The 18,364-nt window shown below is 60.8% G+C and carries 17 protein-coding genes and 1 riboswitch; of the genes, 7 read left to right on the top strand and 10 right to left on the bottom strand.

What is annotated here, in order from left to right; genetic code table 11:
- Positions 1-26: 26 nt before the first annotated feature.
- From AB6A66_RS10205 to AB6A66_RS10190, 4 genes are all read left to right on the top strand, one after another.
- Entirely contained in the window at positions 27-809 is a 783-nt protein-coding gene (locus AB6A66_RS10205; RefSeq protein ID WP_371055790.1) for a PhzF family phenazine biosynthesis protein, read from the top strand.
- Positions 810-829: 20 nt separating this feature from the next.
- Positions 830-1,315: a VOC family protein gene (locus AB6A66_RS10200; RefSeq protein WP_371055789.1), complete on the top strand. Its 486-nt coding sequence runs from the start codon at positions 830-832 to the stop codon at positions 1,313-1,315.
- Positions 1,312-1,953: a LysE family translocator gene (locus AB6A66_RS10195; RefSeq protein ID WP_371055788.1), complete on the top strand. Its 642-nt coding sequence runs from the start codon at positions 1,312-1,314 to the stop codon at positions 1,951-1,953. The genes AB6A66_RS10200 and AB6A66_RS10195 overlap by 4 nt, the downstream gene beginning before the upstream one ends.
- A gap of 308 nt (positions 1,954-2,261) precedes the next feature.
- Positions 2,262-2,621: a cupin domain-containing protein gene (locus tag AB6A66_RS10190; protein WP_371055787.1), complete on the top strand. Its 360-nt coding sequence runs from the start codon at positions 2,262-2,264 to the stop codon at positions 2,619-2,621.
- A 409-nt stretch (positions 2,622-3,030) separates the two neighbouring features.
- On the opposite strand, the gene AB6A66_RS10185 is transcribed toward AB6A66_RS10190, so the two are convergent.
- On the bottom strand, positions 3,031-3,528 hold the full coding sequence (locus AB6A66_RS10185) for a very short patch repair endonuclease (RefSeq protein ID WP_371055786.1): 498 nt from the start codon (positions 3,526-3,528) through the stop codon (positions 3,031-3,033).
- 57 nt (positions 3,529-3,585) lie between these two features.
- Here AB6A66_RS10185 and AB6A66_RS10180 point away from each other — a divergent pair, with 57 nt between their 5' ends.
- A complete protein-coding gene (locus AB6A66_RS10180) occupies positions 3,586-5,100 on the top strand; it encodes a DNA cytosine methyltransferase (RefSeq protein WP_371055785.1) in 1,515 nt (504 codons plus the stop codon).
- A 3-nt stretch (positions 5,101-5,103) separates the two neighbouring features.
- On the opposite strand, the gene AB6A66_RS10175 is transcribed toward AB6A66_RS10180, so the two are convergent.
- From AB6A66_RS10175 to AB6A66_RS10155, 5 genes are all read right to left on the bottom strand, one after another.
- The gene (locus AB6A66_RS10175; RefSeq protein ID WP_371055784.1) at positions 5,104-7,188 is read right to left on the bottom strand and encodes an AIPR family protein; all 2,085 of its coding nucleotides are present in this window, start codon (positions 7,186-7,188) and stop codon (positions 5,104-5,106) included.
- Entirely contained in the window at positions 7,181-8,179 is a 999-nt protein-coding gene (locus AB6A66_RS10170) for a PD-(D/E)XK motif protein (protein ID WP_371055783.1), read from the bottom strand. Before AB6A66_RS10170 ends, AB6A66_RS10175 begins: the two co-directional genes overlap by 8 nt.
- A complete protein-coding gene (locus tag AB6A66_RS10165) occupies positions 8,130-10,880 on the bottom strand; it encodes a Z1 domain-containing protein (RefSeq protein ID WP_371055782.1) in 2,751 nt (916 codons plus the stop codon). Before AB6A66_RS10165 ends, AB6A66_RS10170 begins: the two co-directional genes overlap by 50 nt.
- Positions 10,877-12,382, bottom strand: coding sequence for an ATP-binding protein (locus AB6A66_RS10160; protein ID WP_371055781.1), 1,506 nt, complete (start codon positions 12,380-12,382; stop codon positions 10,877-10,879). Before AB6A66_RS10160 ends, AB6A66_RS10165 begins: the two co-directional genes overlap by 4 nt.
- Before the next feature lie 104 nt (positions 12,383-12,486).
- On the bottom strand, positions 12,487-12,702 hold the full coding sequence (locus AB6A66_RS10155; protein WP_371055780.1) for a hypothetical protein: 216 nt from the start codon (positions 12,700-12,702) through the stop codon (positions 12,487-12,489).
- 194 nt (positions 12,703-12,896) lie between these two features.
- On the opposite strand from AB6A66_RS10155, the gene AB6A66_RS10150 reads away from it, so the two are divergent.
- Positions 12,897-13,745 carry a TauD/TfdA dioxygenase family protein gene (locus AB6A66_RS10150; RefSeq protein ID WP_371055779.1) on the top strand — a complete coding sequence of 283 codons (849 nt, stop codon included), beginning with the start codon at positions 12,897-12,899 and terminating at the stop codon, positions 13,743-13,745.
- Positions 13,746-13,970: 225 nt separating this feature from the next.
- Positions 13,971-14,276, top strand: coding sequence for a hypothetical protein (locus AB6A66_RS10145; protein ID WP_371055778.1), 306 nt, complete (start codon positions 13,971-13,973; stop codon positions 14,274-14,276).
- Here the strand turns inward: AB6A66_RS10145 and AB6A66_RS10140 are convergent.
- The 4 genes from AB6A66_RS10140 to AB6A66_RS10125 all read right to left on the bottom strand — a co-directional run bounded on the left by AB6A66_RS10140 (position 14,263) and on the right by AB6A66_RS10125 (position 18,224).
- Positions 14,263-14,580 (bottom strand): hypothetical protein, encoded by a 318-nt coding sequence (locus tag AB6A66_RS10140; RefSeq protein ID WP_371055777.1) that lies wholly within the window; start codon positions 14,578-14,580, stop codon positions 14,263-14,265. The genes AB6A66_RS10145 and AB6A66_RS10140 overlap by 14 nt on opposite strands.
- The gene (locus AB6A66_RS10135; protein WP_371055776.1) at positions 14,577-15,260 is read right to left on the bottom strand and encodes a hypothetical protein; all 684 of its coding nucleotides are present in this window, start codon (positions 15,258-15,260) and stop codon (positions 14,577-14,579) included. Before AB6A66_RS10135 ends, AB6A66_RS10140 begins: the two co-directional genes overlap by 4 nt.
- Before the next feature lie 79 nt (positions 15,261-15,339).
- Positions 15,340-16,458 carry a methionine adenosyltransferase gene (gene metK / locus AB6A66_RS10130; RefSeq protein WP_371055775.1) on the bottom strand — a complete coding sequence of 373 codons (1,119 nt, stop codon included), beginning with the start codon at positions 16,456-16,458 and terminating at the stop codon, positions 15,340-15,342.
- A 214-nt stretch (positions 16,459-16,672) separates the two neighbouring features.
- A riboswitch (SAM-I-IV-variant riboswitch) is annotated at positions 16,673-16,774 on the bottom strand.
- Positions 16,775-17,069: 295 nt separating this feature from the next.
- Positions 17,070-18,224 (bottom strand): tyrosine-type recombinase/integrase, encoded by a 1,155-nt coding sequence (locus AB6A66_RS10125; protein WP_371055774.1) that lies wholly within the window; start codon positions 18,222-18,224, stop codon positions 17,070-17,072.
- Between the last annotated feature and the right edge of the window lie 140 nt (positions 18,225-18,364).

Raw genomic sequence — 18,364 nt, 5'->3', positions numbered from 1 at the left:
TCCATGGGAACGAAAGGCGCGCGGCCATGACCCGCATCTTCGTGGTCGACGCCTTCGCCGAGGCGCCGTTTACCGGCAATCCGGCTGCGGTCGTGCCGGACGCGGCGAGCCTCTCGGAGGTCGCCATGCAGGACATCGCGGCCGAGATGAACCTCTCCGAGACGGCGTTTCTGACCGAGGCGAACGGCGCCTACCGCCTGAGGTGGTTCAGCCCTGTGCACGAGGTCGACTTCTGCGGTCATGCCACGATCGCCACCGCGCACGTGCTGTCGGTTGACCTCGGCCTTTCCGGCCCCTTCATGTTCGAGACGCGGGTCGGCGCGCTTCGGGTCGAGACAAGCGTGGATGGCCTCGTGCTTGAGGTCCCGCGCCTCGACCCGGAGCCCGTCCCCACACCGCCCGCGATCATCGACGAGGCGTTCGGCGCCGATCCCGTCGCCGTGTTCCGCAATTTCGAGAACCTGTTCGTGCGGCTCGCCGACGAGGCGGCGGTGCGCGCCGCCGATCCGCCGCTTGCGCGCCTCGCGGAGCTCTTTCCCCTCGGCGTCTGCATAACGGCTCCGGGCCGCGAGGCGGATTTCGTCTCGCGCTACTTCGCGCCAGGGGCGGGCATCCCCGAGGACCCGGTTACGGGCTCGACCCACGCGACGCTGGCGCCCTACTGGGCCGCCGAGCTGGGCCGGACGCGTCTCGGTGCGCGCCAGCTCTCCCGCCGCGGCGGGGCGCTGCGCTGCGACGTCGGGTCCGACACCGTCCGGATCGAGGGTCGGGCGGTCACCGTGATCGACGGCGTGCTGTTAGCGCCGTGACCGGAGAGGAGACGAGGAGGATGAAAGCGCGCCTCGAGGAACGTCCCGACCCGGCCACATTCGGGCGTGGTCTCGGCCCGGGGCTCGGGATCAACCTGCTGGTGTCGGACATGGCGGCGGCGATCGCCTTCCAGACCGGCGCGCTCGGGGCGGAGATCGTCTGGCAGGAGGCCGATTTCGCCATCATGCAGGGCTGCGGCGCGACATGGATGCTCCACGCGGATCGCGCCTATCGCGACCATCCGCTCGGGCGTGCGGTGGCGGGGCTCGTGGCGCGGGGCGGCGGCGTGGAACTCAGGCTCTACGGCTGCGATCCGGATCGGGCTGCGGCGCGGGCCGAGGCAGCAGGCGGCAGCGTCCTGTGTCCGCCGCTCGACAAGCCGCACGGGCTGCGTGAAGCCTTTCTGATTGACCCAGACGGATATGTCTGGGTCCCGGGCATTCCCTCGGCGGAGCCGGGCGGCACAAGCCTGTCGGGGATGTCAGCGCAGGAGAGACGTGCATGACGCCGGAAACCTATCTTGCTTATCTCGCCACGCTCACGGTGTTTTTTCTCGCGCCGCCCGGACCGAGCCAGATCCTGATGATCTCGCACAGCCTGCGCCATGGCCTCGGCCGATCCCGGGCCACGATCGCAGGAGATCTCTCTGCCAATGCGCTGCAGATGACGGCGGCCGCCTTTGGCCTGGCTGCGCTGATCGGGACCTCGCAAGCGGCGCTTACGGTCGTGAAATGGGCCGGGGTCGCGTATCTCGTCTACGTAGGTCTGCGCATGTGGCACGCGCCGGCATCCGCGGTGCGGGCCCCGGCGGCAGCGGACGGGGCGGAGCCACGCCTGTTGCGCCGTCTTTATCGTCAGGCCTTCGTCACGTCCGCCACGAACCCGCAAGCGGTCGTCTTTTTCGCGGCGCTCTTTCCCCAGTTCATCGATCCCGCCACCGGGATCGGGCCGCAACTTGCCCTGCTTGGTGCGACCTACCTCGTTCTGGATGGGCTCCTGCTCCTGCTTTGGGGCGGGTTCGCCCGACGGCTCATGGCGCTTCTCGGGGGAGGAGCGCGATACCTCAATCGCCTGTCGGGCGGTCTCATGATCGGTGCGGCGGCACTCTTGGCCCTGCGACAGGTGGATGTCCGCGACTCCTGACGGACCCGCAGACCATAAAGGGTCAGAAGCCGTTTCTCATGCCTCCCTCAGCCCATCACCTTTTCGACCTTTCACCCGCCTGCCTGCCCGGGGAAGATACGACCGCCATCGCACCGCAACCCAATTTCCCATGTCAGGCTCATGACCAGTTCCGCATTGAGGTTACCCGGCATGCTCGTGCATCGGCACGACCCAGATGACTGCATCTGGGACACTTGTGGAGCTACGGGTCATCGCATTCCGTGGCGAGCATTGATGCAAGACGCCCTGCATGGGCGGCGCACGTCGCAGGTCTGGAAACTGGTTACATGACTGGACGCAAAATAAACCGGTCCAATTCCGAGCACTACGTCTGGGCTGACGTCTGCGACGGATGGCGGCTGCTCGATGGACAGGATTTAAGTGTCATCGATGAGGAAATGCCGCCGGGCGCCCGCGAGATCCGGCATGTCCATGCTCATGCGAACCAGCTGTTCTTCGTGCTGCACGGAACGCTCACGATCGAGATTGAGGGTGATATGGTCCATCTGTCTGCAAGTGACGCCTGCAATGTCAAACCCGGCCAGAAGCACCAGGCACAGAACGCGAGTCGTGAGTCGGTCAGGTTTCTCGTCATCTCTGCTCCAACGACACGGGGAGATCGTGAGCCGGCCCCACGGGATTCATAAGCCTCTGATAAGAAAAAGATTATGTGAAACATGAGGCATTGAAGACGCAACGCTAAACCGGCCGCCCCTCGTGGAGAACGTCCGATCCCGGACCCGTCCGCTCCGCCACTTCCCCTTGCGAAAGCGTTCTCTCGATCCGGTTCCGGCCGGATTTTTCCTTTGTTTTCGAGGGTTATGCGGGAGGGGCTGAGCACTGGCCTCGACGCCAGGAGGCGTGGAATCGGTCTCTCAGGGCCAATACTCTCCGGACCTGATGACTGCGCAGTTTTGGTGAATAGCTTGCAACTATCAGAAATTTCGCGTTTTTCCGACGCCCCACCTGAACACTTCGATGTCAGTGGCGTTCGCGAAAAAGGAACCCGGATCGAACATTCAACAGGCGGATCATAGCCTTGCTACGCTGGATCAATCAGCGGGAAGAGCCGGCGTCTTTACCTTTTCTTATGTGTGCCAAAGCCTCGTTTTGACCGAGTCCGAACGTGTCACTTACAGTCACCAGCCATTCTGAAAGAAGGTCAGTGGCCACGGAGACCTGTTCGGGCTTACGCAGGGCACACTCCCAAATCGTTGCCACGCGCCAACCTTCATCAAGCAGCGCTCCGCGAACGGCGCTGTCCCGTGCAACGTTCGCCGCGAATTTGGCCTGCCAGAACTCCGAGCGCGTTGCGGGAGTGGTGGCGTAGCGGCATCCCTCATGCCGATGCCAGAAGCAGCCGTGCACAAAGACGATGGCGCGATACTTCGGCAGAACGAGGTCCGGTCGCCCGTGGACCTTCTTCGAATGAAGTCGGAAGCGGAACCCGCGTGCGTGCAGAGCCCGCCGAAGCGCCAGCTCAGGCTTCGTGTTCTTTCCCTTGATCCCTGCCATCATACGGGATCGGGTCTCGGCATCGACGATGTCCACCATCTCTTCTCCTTGCCACGCCTGTGAAAACTTGGAAAGAGGTGAGGCAGGAGCAGTGAAGTGTCGAAACCCATTCAAATCGTCGATCTGTTTTCAGGCCCGGGAGGGCTCGGGGAAGGATTCTCCTCCTGCAGGGGGAGCGATGGGTCGCGCGCCTATGAAATTGCCGTCTCGATCGAGAAGGATCATGCTGCGCACAAGACACTGAGACTCCGCGCTTTCTTGCGACAATTTGAAGAATGCCCTCCGGACTACTATTCATGGATTGTCGGGAAGCACGAATGCCCGGATTGGAAAGAGCTGTACCCACGGCAATGGAAAGCTGCCGAAAATGAAGCGCTATGCGCAGAGCTCGGAAAACCGGAGACTGCAGCCATACTTTCCGAGAAGATTTCTGCGACAAAGCGATTGGCCGGTGATCGCACTCTTCTGATCGGCGGCCCTCCCTGCCAAGCCTATTCCCTCGCAGGACGGTCGAGAAACGCTGGTATCCGGGATTACAGACCGAAGGATGACGACCGGCACTTCCTCTACCGCGAGTATTGCCGCGTCCTGAACGAGTTGAACCCTGCGGTGTTCGTCATGGAGAACGTCAAGGGTATGCTTTCCTCCTCCGTCGAGGGGTTGGCGATCTTCGAACAGGTCGTTTCCGACCTAGAGCGCGCTGGCTCGGGCTACAGGCTCGTTTCCCTTTCGGCCGGCGTCCAGTCGGACGCAAACCCCGAACCAAAGGACTTCGTTATCCGCGCCGAGGACCATGGAGTTCCACAGGCACGGCACCGGGTCATCATCGTCGGTATCAGGTCGGATGTCGCCTGTAACTTCACCCCGAGACTTCAACGACGAAACGCTTTGGTTCCGGTCAGAGCCATGCTGACAGGCCTGCCGCGGCTGCGAAGCGGCTTGAGCCGACGCGATGACGAGCACGCGTGGTACGACGCGGTGGTCGACGCGATGGAGACTGTCGGAAAGATCATCCGGGATTATCCGGGCGAGAACTTCGGCTGCTTTCTGGACGAGCTGGGTCGGGTCGAGGAACGACTTCTGACGACTTCGCAGATGGGGCGTTCGAGCCACGCAAGAAAACCCCTATCCAGGAAGCTACAGCCCGAGCTTTACGCGTTTCTCGACGACCCGAACCTCATCGGTGTCTCGGGACACCAAACCCGTGGACATATGCCGTCCGATCTTGCCCGATATCTGTATGCCGCGTGTTTCGCGAAGGCTGAGGGGCTCAGCCCACGCGCGCACCAGTTTCCGGATATCCTTGCGCCGAAACACAAGAACTGGAAATCGGGAAAGTTCAACGACAGGTTCCGCGTTCAGATAGGCACAGCTCCGGCTTCCACGATAACGAGCCACATCTCGAAGGACGGGCACTACTTCATTCATCCCGACCCGACGCAGTGCCGCAGCCTGACAGTTCGCGAGGCCGCGCGGCTGCAGACCTTCCCTGACAACTACCACTTCATGGGCAATCGCACGGAGCAATTCGTGCAGGTTGGCAATGCAGTGCCACCATTTCTCGCAAAGCAGATTGCTGACACCCTGCTACCTGTATTCGAAAGCCTTTGAACTTCAGCCCGTCAAATCGAGGGTCGCGTGTGAGAAACCTTCATCTTGGAGTTTCTTGAGCGCGCTCATCGCAATGGCGCACTGCTTGTCGGACGGCATCTTGCTCGGGATTGCGGCGCAGGTTTCCAGAACGCCATTTTCACGCGGGGACAGAAGCCCACGCTTCCGTGCCCAGTTTCGTGCTTCGGCCCAGAACGCGGCACCGAGCCTGTGCACATCGAGCTCAGCCTCGACGCTGGTCTCGACGGCCTTGTCCGCACGGGCCTCTCTCGCCCGTTCGTTGGCAAGGTCCGGTGAGATCAGAACGCGATCGAATTCCTCCGGATAGCTCAACTCGCGATCTTCGAGTCCCTTCCAGCAAGCCTGCTTCTTGGCCCATTCGCTAAAATTGCGCACACCCTCGGGTGGGTGCGTGATCACGTCCTGAGCTTCTGCAGCAGCAACCAACAGCGCCGCCTTCATATCGGGCGAGACATCCTGGTATCTCCAGACGGCGTCCAGATCGACAACCATCTCCCGTTCCTCTGAATCATGCACGAGCTTGGCAATCGCATAGGTAACGATGTTGGCGCGATAGCCGCCTTCGTACCATTCCGCCCCCGAGACCAGTTTTTCGGTGGCGCGGAAAATGATGGCCTTTGCGATCATACGCTTGAACCAGAGCTCATCGAATGCCGCACCTTCCGTACCCCAGCGCTTGCCGATGTGCTTGGCGAATTCCGCGAAGTTCTTCTGGGCGCCGAGGCTCACGATATGCGGCAGGCAGGCCCAGGTGTTCTCGAACTTGGCCAGATCGGTCTTCGTAAGGAACTGGGAACGCGGAAACTCGGCATCAAACCTCTTGCGCTCCGCAATGGTCCTTCGACCGCGTTCGTCGGCATATTGTCCCCTCGCGCGCTCGTAGAACCATTTTGTGTCACGATACCCGTCCTCTCCCCGCGCGAGGACCTTGCGCGACAGCTCCTCCGTCCGGATATGGAAAGGATGGTTGGCGAAAAAGTCCGCCGCGTTCACCTTGTTCTGGCTGTTCGCATACTCCGAGATGCGCGGAACCACTTGTTCGGAATGTTCCCGCGGCACGATGGTCAGCTTCATTTGTACATGGACACGTTCCAACTGCTCGGCGAAAGCCTTGCGCGCAGCGTGCAGTGAAGCGGTCGTTTGGCCGCCATTCACGATCTGCAGATTGTCCGCCCGCACCAGTCGGAGCCCAAGATCGGTCTGCTCCACCTCGATCGCGTCCGCCGTCGCACTGAGGCCGTTGTTGTAGGAAAAGAACATGTGCGGCTCGTCGCGGATCGTGTTGCGAATACCCTGGTTCACCTTGCCACGTGCCTGCAGAAAGCTTCTCACGTTGGCCTCGAGCAGGCGCGGTCCCCACTTGTCGTAGATGGACGCCAGCTGTTTTCCGGGAATGACCGCTAGGTAACTCTCGAGCGCACTATCGCTTCCCGAAGCCGCAAGCAGGGGAACGCCCCCGCCGAAATCCCTGTCGAAATCGATGATCAGGTTCGCCCGCGCCTGCCCCTGCTCCATGTACTGCTTGAGGCGCTTCAGGTCCCAGACGCTGAGTGTGACAGGTCTGCCATCAAGATCCTTCACGTTCGCCGCATCGGCACGGGCGCGAAAGTCCGCGTTGGTCACAATGATAAGCTTGACCTTCTCGACATGCTTCCAAGTAGTGGCGATGAGATCGGCCACGCCGAACCCGGCACTTGTCTCCTCCAGCTGCTCTCGGAAATCTGTCTTCAGGCTCGAACCAACGAACCTGTAGAGCCGCTGGAGAAGGCGCTGAATCTGATCCTTGTTCTGTACACGCACCTCTTCAGAAAGCTCGAAGTCGCACAACACGAGGCTTAGAACGCCATCGCCATCCCTCGGATCTCCGCCGTAACCGTCGATCCGCATGGGATTGCTTGCGCCGCCGCCCTCGAAATACGCCCTATTGGCTCCGTCCAATTCCCCGGCTTCGGTAAGGAGATCGCCCACCTTCTCGAAAAACGCCTCGACCGTCACAAGTCCGAGGACGTCCGCATCACCCTGGATATCGGCGATGAGTTCATGATGAAATTCTTCGAGATCACTCATGCTCAAGCTCCTTCCGGATCACGTCGATCAGATCACCTTCCAGTTTGAACGGCTCGCAGACATCGAGAGCGATTGCATAGCGGACATTTTCCACGCCTTGTGCAAGAGGCGCGGAAATCCGTGGGAAGCCCTGCGTCACCTCGTAATCAGTCACAGTGCCAAGAAGCCATCGCCGGTCATCGTAATCGTTCTCGGTATCGTATCCTGTCGAATAGAGCGTCTCTTCCCACGCTTCGAAGGCCGTACCGTCTACTTCGAACATCTCGGCCGTCATTCGGACGTGATCATGCAAGCTCTGACCTTCCGGCAGGACGGCCGACGCCACGTTGACCACACGCAGGCACAGGCGGCTCCCTTCGACATCCGCAAGTTGGTCCTCTGAAGAAATAGCCACGAACGGCTTTGCAGCCACTCGCCTTGCCTTCACCTCAACACAGCTTCCGATGAGCTCAAAATCCTTGGCGGAACCGGTCGGTCCGGTCCACGCTTCGATTGCGGTGTCAGTGCCGAAGGCGGACACAAGCTCCCGAAGGAAGGCCAACTCGCCAACAAGCCCCCGCTGCTCTTCAGCGGACAATCCTCTGCTCTTGCCACCGCGAAGGAGGTGATACCAGCGATGCGTGCGTTGAAGCGCTCTCGAGAGCGCTTCGTCGCGATCCGCGCCGGCTTCCCCGGCCTCGACCACGTCACGGCAAAGGGTTTCGAAGATCTCGACCTGACTTCTTTCCTTGAGGCCGAGAACGAATGCCGACCCACCTGAAACAGGGCGGAAGGAGGCTACAAGGTTCTTCAATTTCGGCAGACGCGGTAGTGGTTGCGGCAGGCTTGGCAGCCTCAACATCAGGCCGGGCATGCCTCCTTCCAGCACCACCCAGAAGAAATCGAAACGGCCCGCGACATCGACCCGCTTTGCTTCGTCCAGGTCGAGCCTTTCCCATGGATCACGAGGCTTCAAGAGCTGCCTCCTGATCGTCGTCGTCGTCTTCTTCACCGAAGAGTTCTTTGAACTTTACAGAGTTGACAATGAACTGTTCGCCCTCGTCATCGTAGAGAGATTCCGGCAGACTCATTCCCCAGGCAACCACGGGCTGAGGAGGAATCTTGGCCGCCAATTTGCGAGAGTTCTCATCCAGTATTTCTTCTGGCGGGCGCTTTGCTTTGACGAAATGTAGTATGAATAGGCCGCGCTCTCTGACCTTTCTGTATTCCTTGTCTGGAAAGTTTGCTCTTTCGCCGACTGCCAAGCCTTTCTTTTGGCGATAGTTTTGTTCCACTTCTGCTGCACGCGTTGGATCAACACCAGCCTTCTCAATGCCGCGCGATGCAACTCTCATGGCCTTGCCGCTGAATGACATGAAATCGTGAGCAAGGTCACTTAGGTCGACCGAACGGTTTGCCGGGACAATCGGAGTCCCGAGAATATCCGTCGTATCATCGCCATCGAGACTTGGGATAAGTACGTCCCATAGTTTCAGTTGGTCGGCTCGTCTTGCACGGATGTAGCTTCTAACGATTCTTGGGTCCGTTGTTACGCTTCTCTCCTCGTTACGCCAGCCTGCCAAGAACTCATCTATTGCGCTGACTGGTACACCCCTAATGAGCCGCCCCCAAGGAGTGGTTTCGTCTGGAAACGCACCAGAAACAACATGCTCGACCAGTCTCTTCGCTACATCAATATTTGCGATTATGTCCTTATCAAGGACACTGACTTTTGCAGTTTCAACAAACCTGTTAGATAGTCCGATACGCATTGTGACTTTCTGGCCGGAACCCATCTTATTGCGCGCAGTCACGAGCAGCGAAGCAGGATGGCTCCGTACGGCCAAGCCAAACATGCGTGGCGTTGCCTTGGCTTTTTCCATTGTTTTCAGTTCATCATGAAGTTCCTCAGCAGCGTTTGCGATGAAGGCGTACCAGTCGATTGCTTCCTTGGGCATCCAAATGCGGCAAAGATCCTCATAGCCGCCCCGGTAGCCGAACCATCGCCCCATCTGCATGAGCGTATCGTACATCATTGTGTTGCGCAGGAACCAAGTGACGGTCAGGCCCTCCAACGTCAGCCCACGCGACAACGAGAACCCGCCAACAGCGACGACAGTCTGGCCGCGCTCTCCGGAGTTCGAATAGTCCAGATCGTTGGCCCGGCTGTTTACCTCCACGATCTTGGCGGAGGCGACTGCATCAAGGAGTTCGGACTGGATGGAGAGCCAATCGAATTCAGTGTCGGAGTACTCTTCCTGCCAGACGCCATGGAGCGCGGAAATCTCCGGATCATTCAATGCGGCTGCGCCCCGACTCGCATTGATGCGAGCTGAATTCTGGATCCGCTCGAGCGCTTCGTGAAGGCGATTTCGCAGGCGGCCCTGAACAGCGGTAAAACGGCTCGCGTTTACAAGCATCGAGCAATGGGCCGCCTTCTGCCCGCGCAAGTTCCTGATGGTCCTCGCGAGCAGAAAGGTGCGCAATGCCCGCTTCAGCGACGACGGCAGCGCATCGAGCTCATGATCGATCTTGTGCTTGATGGGCAGAATGTCCTCGTTGTCGGTGATGTAACGAAGCCAGGTTGGATCGCCTTCCTCCGGCAGTCCATCCACGAAGATCTTGGTCGGGCCGAAGTAGTTGGTAGGCGCGTCAAGACCGATGATGAAATCCCTCGGAAAGAGGTCTTCATTGTACATCTCGTCATCCTGATCGGGGTCGATGAAGATGTTGGCGAATGGGGTCGCCGTGTACCCGACGTAACAGCTTCGATGGAACATGTTCAGCAGGTCGCGAATCTGCCCATTGATCGTCGTGACAAGCTTCTTGCCGTACTTGGTATTGATCGATGCGTTGTCGGCTTCGTCATCAATCAGGAGCATCGGCTGGTCGATCATCTCCTGATCGCCACGCGCGCTATTGTCCTTGAGCCAGTCAAGCAGGTTCGCGAGCGTGCGGTGGTTCTTCTTGATCACGAGGACGACAGGTACCTTGTAGGAGTCGATCTCGCTCGTGTTCGTGGAAGCCGTGGCCTTGTTGAAGTCCCGTAGCGTGTTGGTGAGGCTGACAGGGGTGTTACTCGGGTCGAAATGGCCGACACCAATGATGTGTTTGGCCCCGCCCTTCTTGGTTTCCTGGGACTTCCCGGTATCGCGACCGATGAACCCCTCGTCGATCCTGGCCTGTGTCTGGTTGCGCAAGTTGTTGTGAATACCGGCAATGACGATGATCAGCCTGTACCCCGCATCAGCCGCCTTGCAGATCAGGCCCGTATAATTGGCGGTCTTTCCGCTTTGGACGTGGCCAACCACCATGCCACGGCGATCCCATGGCACATGTTTCTCGGGGTCGCCAAGACGGCTGAGGATTTTGTCCGTCACCTTGTCCGTGGAAATCACCACGTCCTTCGGCAGGCCATTTTGCAGGAGCAACTTTTGATAGCGGTTCCAGTAGAACGGCTCGATGGATGGCTTCGCGTCATCCAGCCAAGGTTCGAAATCCTCGCTGTCGACCACGGCACCAAGCCCAGCCTTGATCCCCTGCTTGTGCTCGATCTCCCGCGCAATCTGCTCGATCTCTTCATCGCTGAGGCCCGGCGGGACCAAAGCTGCGACGCCTCGGATCATACTGCGCAACTCGTCTTCGGTCTTCCGTGCCTGATTGAACAGGCCACTTTCGACCATGTTCTTCACTGTCTCGATGGCTTCATTCATGAATTTCGTGTCCTCAAGAAATCTTCTAGAATCGGGGCGGCAACTTCCCAACGCACTCGCAGGAATGGGTTGCTCTGCATCGTGTCCGACAGAGCATCGGACGGCACACCGTTTTCCATCAGTGTCACCGCGAGAGAGTAGACCAACTCTTCGAGGTCGTTTGCTGATGTCTCGTCAGCCATGACCGCTTCCGCGTTCCCGACAAGTTCAGCGTGCAGCGTCTCGATCGGCAGACCTGAACCAACAATGCGCAGGCAGCGCTCGAAGCCCTCTCGCAGGTCTTCCGGCAACTGCTCGGCGTAGGTTCGGAAGACAGGGTGCTCGAGGTTGGGGCGGAAGACGATCTGTCCATCCTTCTGCACCCTATTCCAGATCGGGAAGCGGGTTTCATCGACCAGTTTCTGACCCCGGCTCCGATACGTGCGCTTGGATGTTCCAACAAAACGCTCGACGACCATTTTCAGGCGCTCGCGCACCAACGGCGGTAGCTGGGCCGAGGCCTTCTTGACGTCGATCTTCCACTCCGCATCCATCGTGTTCGGGATATCGACTGCGATACGGCAGAGTTTCGTCAGTTCGGTCTGGCGTGCGAGACCAAGCCATCCGCCCGCGATGATGAGACGTTTCTCGCGGTAGACATACAGGCCCTGCGACTTCAGATGGCCCTCAGGACCGCCAATTTCCTCCCACTCTTCCCGGCTCATCCGCTTGTGATGAGGAAGCGTATGGCACCTGATCAGAACGTCACCCTGACGCAAGCGAAGCACCTCCTCCGGGTCCTTCTGCGTGGCGGCATGTGACGTTGCCATGGGATCGATGGGTTTCAGCTGGCGACCGTTGAGTGACAGTTTCAGCCGTGGCTTGGCGCCCTCCAAGAAGCGATGAAACACCAAGCGCAGATGATGCTCTGCGCGGGACAGCTCCGAATTCATGTGCTCGGCCCGCTTCGCCCGGTCATGCGTGTACCCGCCACTCAGGCGATCGAGTTTCTCCCAGATGACAACCGTTCCAGTCTCAGTGAGGAGGTCATGCCCTGTCACGAATTCGGGGTTGTCGATAAGTTCGAGGCTCCAGTCGTTCCGTTTCGCGACTCGATCCAAGTCCCAGCGCGCACAGGATGTTCGACCGTCTTGCCGCGTCAGAACCGTCAGACTTCGGCACTGCGAGAAGCTGGCACTTTTCAGGCCGAGACCAAACCGGCCTAGGTCTTCGGCCTCGCGCTCGTGGGTCGGATTCTTCGAACCGAGACGCATGGCTTCGACTAGTTCGGTCTCCGTCATGCCCGAACCGTCATCTGCCAGCGCGATCCACGGCTCGTCCGCGACAGTGTCGGCGATCAGTTCTACCGTCCGAGCGCCGGCAGTGATGGCGTTGTCGATGATGTCTGCGAGAGCTGTCTCTAGGCTGTAGCCAAAGTCCCGATGTCCCTCGATCAGCGACGCGGCGTATGGCGTCGCATCTACGTCTCTTGTTTTGGGTTTCGGATTCGCAGCATCTACCATGCTGCAAATCTTATCGTGCGCTCAATGGGATACAACCGATAGAGAAGAAAGGTGCTGTGATCAGCGTGAGGCCAGCGCACGGGCCAAGCCGCTTCCTCGTCAGGTCAGTCTGAGGAGCGCCACTTGCATCGCCCATTCATTTGGAAAGGGCCCAACACCGGCGCCAGCGTCACCTCCGCCCCCTGACTCCCGTCCAGGATCGCCTCGACGATGTCGGGCGCGAGCAGCGTGAGCCGCAGGACGCGGGTCATGTAGGACGGCGCGATGCCTTCTCGCTGGGCCAATTCGGCGATTGTGGCGAACTCACCTGATTCCAGCATGCGCTTCCAGCGGAACGCGCGGGTCAGAGATTTGGCCGAAAAGCTGTCGGACTAGCGCGGACGTGCCGTACCATCTGGCAAATGGTGCTATCGACCTGGCGAGCCCGGGGCGGGACCGGCATGTCTTGACACGGACAGGCCATGAACCGCCACTGGGGATGCGGTAGACCAGAACGGACCGGGAGCCCTTCCCTATGCCACAGATACAGCGCCTTACAGGGTTTCTCGGCGCACAAATGCAGGGTACCGACCTGCGCGCGCTCGACGACCCTGATCTTCGTTCGGCCCTGCGCTCCGCGCTCGCCGAGCACCAGCTGCTCATCATCCGCGATCAAAGCCTCTCCATCGAGGACCAGAAACGTCTGACCGAGGTGTTCGGCGAGCTGATGCAGCTTCCCTACGTCGCCCCCATGCACGACGACCCGTCGGTGATCGCCGTGCTCAAGGAGGCGCATGAGGACAGCGGGGGCGTCTTCGGCGGCGAATGGCACAGCGATTTCAGCTTCCTCGACAACCCGCCTGCGGGATCGGTGCTGAACGCCCAAGAGATACCGCCTGTGGGCGGCGACACCCTCTGGTCGAGCCAGATCGCGGCCTTCGAGACGTTGCCCGAGCATTTGAAATCCTTCCTCGACGGGCGCCGCGCGGTGCATGTCGGCAAGCCCTACGGCGTGAAATTCGCGCCGCCGTCCGAGGCGCGAGCCAACGCCTCGATCAGGATGACGCGCGGCGACCCGGAAGCGGACTGCGAGGTGCTGCACCCCGCGGTGCTCATCAACCCGGACACCGGGGCCCGGGCGCTCTATCTCAACCCGATCTACACCACCCGATTCGACGGCATGACGGAAGAAGAGAGCCGCCCCTTTCTCGAGCAGATCTACAAACACGCGGTCCGGCCCGATTTTTCGGTCCGTCACAAGTGGCGGGCGGGAGATGTCGTGATCTGGGACAACCGCATGACGCTGCACTACGCGACGAACGATTACGCAGGGTTCCGCCGTCTGATCTACCGCACGACGTTCCGGAGCTCCCCTCTGGAATAGGTCGCGGACCGCGCGAAGATGACACCTGCCATTGAACCATCAAGGTCACGCAGGCGCCAAGGGTTCGACTCATGGGGACCCTATCCGCCGCCGACTTCAGCGGCTGCTCTCGCTGAAGGCAATGACGTGGCCTCGCTGCTCTTGACACTCCACGGGGGGAATTGCTCCAGCACCCGCGCCGGCGTCACTTCCGGCCACTGCTTTCCGTCGAGGATCGCCTCGCCGATGTCGGGCGAGCGCAGGGTAGGGCGCAGGACACAAGACTTGCGGGACGGGCGGGATACCTGCGCGTTCCGCGAGATCGGCGATGGTGGCAAATTCGCCAGGCTCCAGCATCCAATTCCAGCGGAAGACGCGCACCCCCCATGCCTTGACCAGCGTGCCATCGGTCCTGCGTGGGTGCGCTTGCACGAGGCCGCCGGCGGCGCCTTTATCTCGACGCTGAGGATCGCGCCGCGTTCCTCGCCATGGGGCATCACCAACTTCCGCGCGTTGCTCCGCAAGCACCAGGACGAGGTCAATATCTGTTGAGCCACCAGGCCCTTTCGCTTGGCTCGTCGGGCGCCGCCATGAAGCGGCGCATGCGCGCGACCTGCTGTTTGGATCGCAGCGCCGCGGCTGCACTCGAAGCGGCGTTGTAGGCTGCAGCGAGGTCGGCAGTGGACTCCGGCCAGTGCGGCTGGACCCGGCCGGACCAGAGCGCGGCATTGAGCGGCTCGCCCGTCAGCGCCTGCAACTCCGACAGCAATCGTTCTTTCTCGAACTCGATCTCGTGAAGCAGCCCCATTCCGGACGGCTGGTTCGCGCCTTCGTCGTCAGCTTTTTTCTCGGTCATCGGGCATCTTCCTCGAAGCGGATCGGCAGACCAAGGGCGCCCGCCGCGGCGTTGGCTTCCACGACGCTGATTTCCAGCTGCATACCCCGGTAATCGTTTCCCGGGGAGGCCCCGTCTATTTCGACAAGCCCCAGCCGATCGACCGCCTGCCACAGCTCGCCATGCGCGAACAAGGCATAGGCCATTCCGACGCCGTCGAGCGGACGAACGATGTCGGGGGAATACCGTTCATCAGGGCTTGGGGGCTCGGCAAACCAAGCTTCGAGCTCCCGAGAAAGGCGAAGCGCCTCGCCATCGGACAAATCTTCAAGATATGCGGTGCAGGTTTCGGTATCGTTGTCATCGCCCATAGCGAAGTCGCCAAGCGCATCATCCCAAGAAAAACCCTGAATGAAATCGCGCACGGCCTGCACGCGCTCGACCACCCAGGAGAACGCGTCAGGGTCCCGCACTTCGTTCGCGCTCACGGCGTAGGCCTCGAAGCGCGTCACGGAGTCTTCGAAACCTGAAAGGCGGATTTCGCCGTCTCGCGCCACGAGAAAAGTCATCGGCCTCGTCTGCAGCCGTGCGGAGGCCGTTTCAAGAACTTGGTCATCGGCGCTTGCAACCGAAGCAAGGCCTGGAACAAGCCCCAAGGCGAGCGCACCACGCAGAAAGCTGCGTCGTGTTGTCTGTGCCATTTCATGGTTCCTTTTTATCGAAGGCGCGCCCCACCGGTGTCGTTGCACGCGGGTCAAGTTCGTGGGCGGGCGTCGTGCGTCAGGCCAGCGCGGCTTCCCAAGGAAATCCCTCACGCCCGAAATGGCCGAACGCCGCAGTCCGGGCGTAGATCGGGCGACGCAGTTCGAGCCTGTCGATTATGGCCCTCGGGATGCACAGCGCGTGCAGGTCGACCCCGGCCTCGCGGAAGCGTGCGATCAGTGTGGGCGCAGGCCCGCCTTCCGTTTCGAAAGCGACGCTCACGGGGCGCTCCTCGCCGATCGCGTAGGCAAGCTGAACCTCGCATCGTCGAGCCCAGCCGCGATTGATCACGTCGCGCGCGATTTGCCGCGCAGCATAGGCGGCCGAGCGATCGACCTTTGTCGGGTCCTTACCCGAAAACGCCCCGCCACCGTGGCGCGCGGCTCCGCCATAGGTATCCACGATGATCTTGCGGCCCGTGAGCCCGGCATCCGCTGCAGGACCGCCAAGATGGAATGTGCCGGCAGGATTCAGTTGGAGCCGTTCAGTATCGGAACGCAGGTCGCGGAGAACCGGGTAGACGATCTCTTCACGCAGAATGTCGCGCAACTGCCGGAGAGGCAAATCGGGTGAGTGTTGAGAGGACAGGACCACATCCGTGACGCCGACGGGCCTGCCGTCGCGACGCGCGATGGTGACCTGAGCCTTGGCATCCGGCCCGAGATGCCATGTTGACCCCGAGCGACGAAGCGCGTCGTGACGCTCCATCAGGTCATGCGCCAGCGAAAGCGCGAGCGGCATGCCTGTGGTCGTCTCGTCGGTGGCGAAGCCGAACATGAGCCCCTGGTCGCCGGCACCGGCGCCATCTTCGCCGACGCCGGCCGCGATCTCCCGGGATTGCCGGTCGATCTCGATCGTGATCGCGAGCCGATCGGTATCGAGGCCCCAGGCTGGATCGTCATAACCTGCAACCCGAATTGCCTGAAGCGCGAGTTCGGCCGGATCCACGTCTGCCGTCGTCGTCAGCTCACCGAAGAGAAACAGCCGTTGGGACTTGATCGCCGCTTCGACGGCGACGCGTGCATCGGGATCTTGCGCGAGACAGGCGTCCAGGATCGTGTCGGAGATCAGGTCGCAAAGTTTGTCGGGATGCCCGCGGGAGACGCTTTCCGATGTGAACAGGGAAGTTTGAGACAAGGGTCGGTCCTCTCTTTAGTGCTTTGCCAGAATGGCCGGGCGCACAAGCTGATGATCAAAGGCCCGTGTTCGGCACCAGGATCGCGAGAGAGGCATGAGGTCACGCGGGTCAGTCAAGGAGACGGCGGTGCTCTTGGAGCCGCCGACAGCGCAATGCACGCCGTCGGCTGCCCATGGGCAACAACTTCCTCGACGAACCAACATGAAGACCTTGAAACGACCCGTTTGTTGCTCGTGGCCGCATCCCCTTTCGGGCACCACCTTGCCGGGTCACGGCAGGTTGGCGCAGGCCTTCGCCCGCTTCATGATGCGCGTTGCACATGACACGCCATGTCGAGCGGCGCAAGCGGAGAAACGGGTCAGACCGAAAACGCTTGGCTGAACGGTGCTGGCATCCTCAAGTGTGAACGCGTGTCGCGGCGGTCATGAGCAGACTCTCGTCCCGGGCAAGCGCCCTCCAGAGTGGGCTGGCAAAAGTCGTCATTTGCGGCAATCTCCACACCAAACTGCACGCGGACTTCTCGCTTATGACCTGCTTGGCATCCGTATGTCTTGAAGATCAGAAAAGCTCGCCAGGTGCTGACCCAGTGCCGGCGCAGACCCCCGGAACGTCAGCCTGCGGACGATGTGCACAGCTGCGCCCACCGCTCAAGCAGTGCGCGCCTCTGATCGAGGTAGTCGGTTTGCCGGTATGTCCGAACGACCTTGCTGTCGGTCGTGTGCGCCAGAACCATTTCCGCAACTTCATGAGGGGCGTCGGTTTCCTCTGCGAGCCAGGTTCGCAGGCTGGAGCGAAAACCGTGCGGCCGCGCCACTAGGCCGCGGCGCTCCATGAAGCGGGACATCGTGGCGTCGCTGATCACGCCCTTGCGAACGGACGGAAAGAGGTAACCGCCTTTCTCGAAGCGCTTGGCAAGTCCGATGATCCTCTGCGCCTCGTGGGAGAGCGGAACACGGAAGTTTTGTGCGGCGCCGACCCGTGCCTTCATGTTCGCGGCGGGGACCGTCCAGACATCGCCATCGATCTCCTTCAGCCGTGCATGGCGCACTGGCGCAGAGCGTAGGCCTGTCAGGATAAGGAGGCGAAGCGCAAGTTGGGTGACCGATGGGTCTTCCAGCGATGCATAGAACGCCGGGACCTCCCGCCACGGCAAGCTCGGGATCGACGAGGCCTCGTGCCGTTGCCGCCCGAGCAGTTTTTTTGCCTTTGCGACTGCCTGCAGGTCCACGTCGAGGCCCAAGGCCGCAGCATGGTCGAGAACGATCTTGAGACGGTCAGCAGCCTTCTTGGCCGTGGCAGCCTTCGTGTGCCAGATCGGCGCGAGGGCGTCGCGGACATCGGTCTGGGTGATCTCCGTGACCGGCAGGCTGCCGAGTTTCGGCAGGACATGGAGCTCGAGCGGGCTGAACCACCGACCCGCCTTGCCATCGTCCTTGAGCTCTGCTTGCCGGCTTTCGTAGGCGTCCTTTGCCACCTCGGTCAGGAGCCTGCGTCGGTTGATTGCCTGACGCCGCCTTGCCTTGCGCTGCTCGATCGGATCGGTGTCCCGCGCGACCATCCCTCTGTACTCCGCGGCGATCTCGCGCGCGTCCCTCAGAGACAGCGCGGCCAAGCCCCCGAGACCCATCTCGCGTCTCCGCCCCAAGCAGGTATATCTGAAGACCCACTGGCCGCTTCCGTCCGCCCGCTTGATCAACCGCAAGCCATGGCCGTCTTCGTACTTCCCCGGTGGCGCATTCTTGACGAAGAGCGCGTTCAACTTCACGGTTTCACCTCGCGAAAATATCCCCCAACTTATCCCCAAAAAATGGGGGATACTGGTGCACGCGTCAAGACGTGCTGAGATATGAGAATTTGGCAAAGTACTGATAAAAAAACATTATGCGAACAATCTGACACGCGCTG

Source organism: Rhodosalinus sp. K401 (assembly GCF_041365735.1).
Classification (GTDB): Bacteria; Pseudomonadota; Alphaproteobacteria; order Rhodobacterales; family Rhodobacteraceae; genus Rhodosalinus.
Note: the sequence above shows the minus strand (reverse complement) of the source record. Positions and strands in the feature narration are given on the sequence as shown.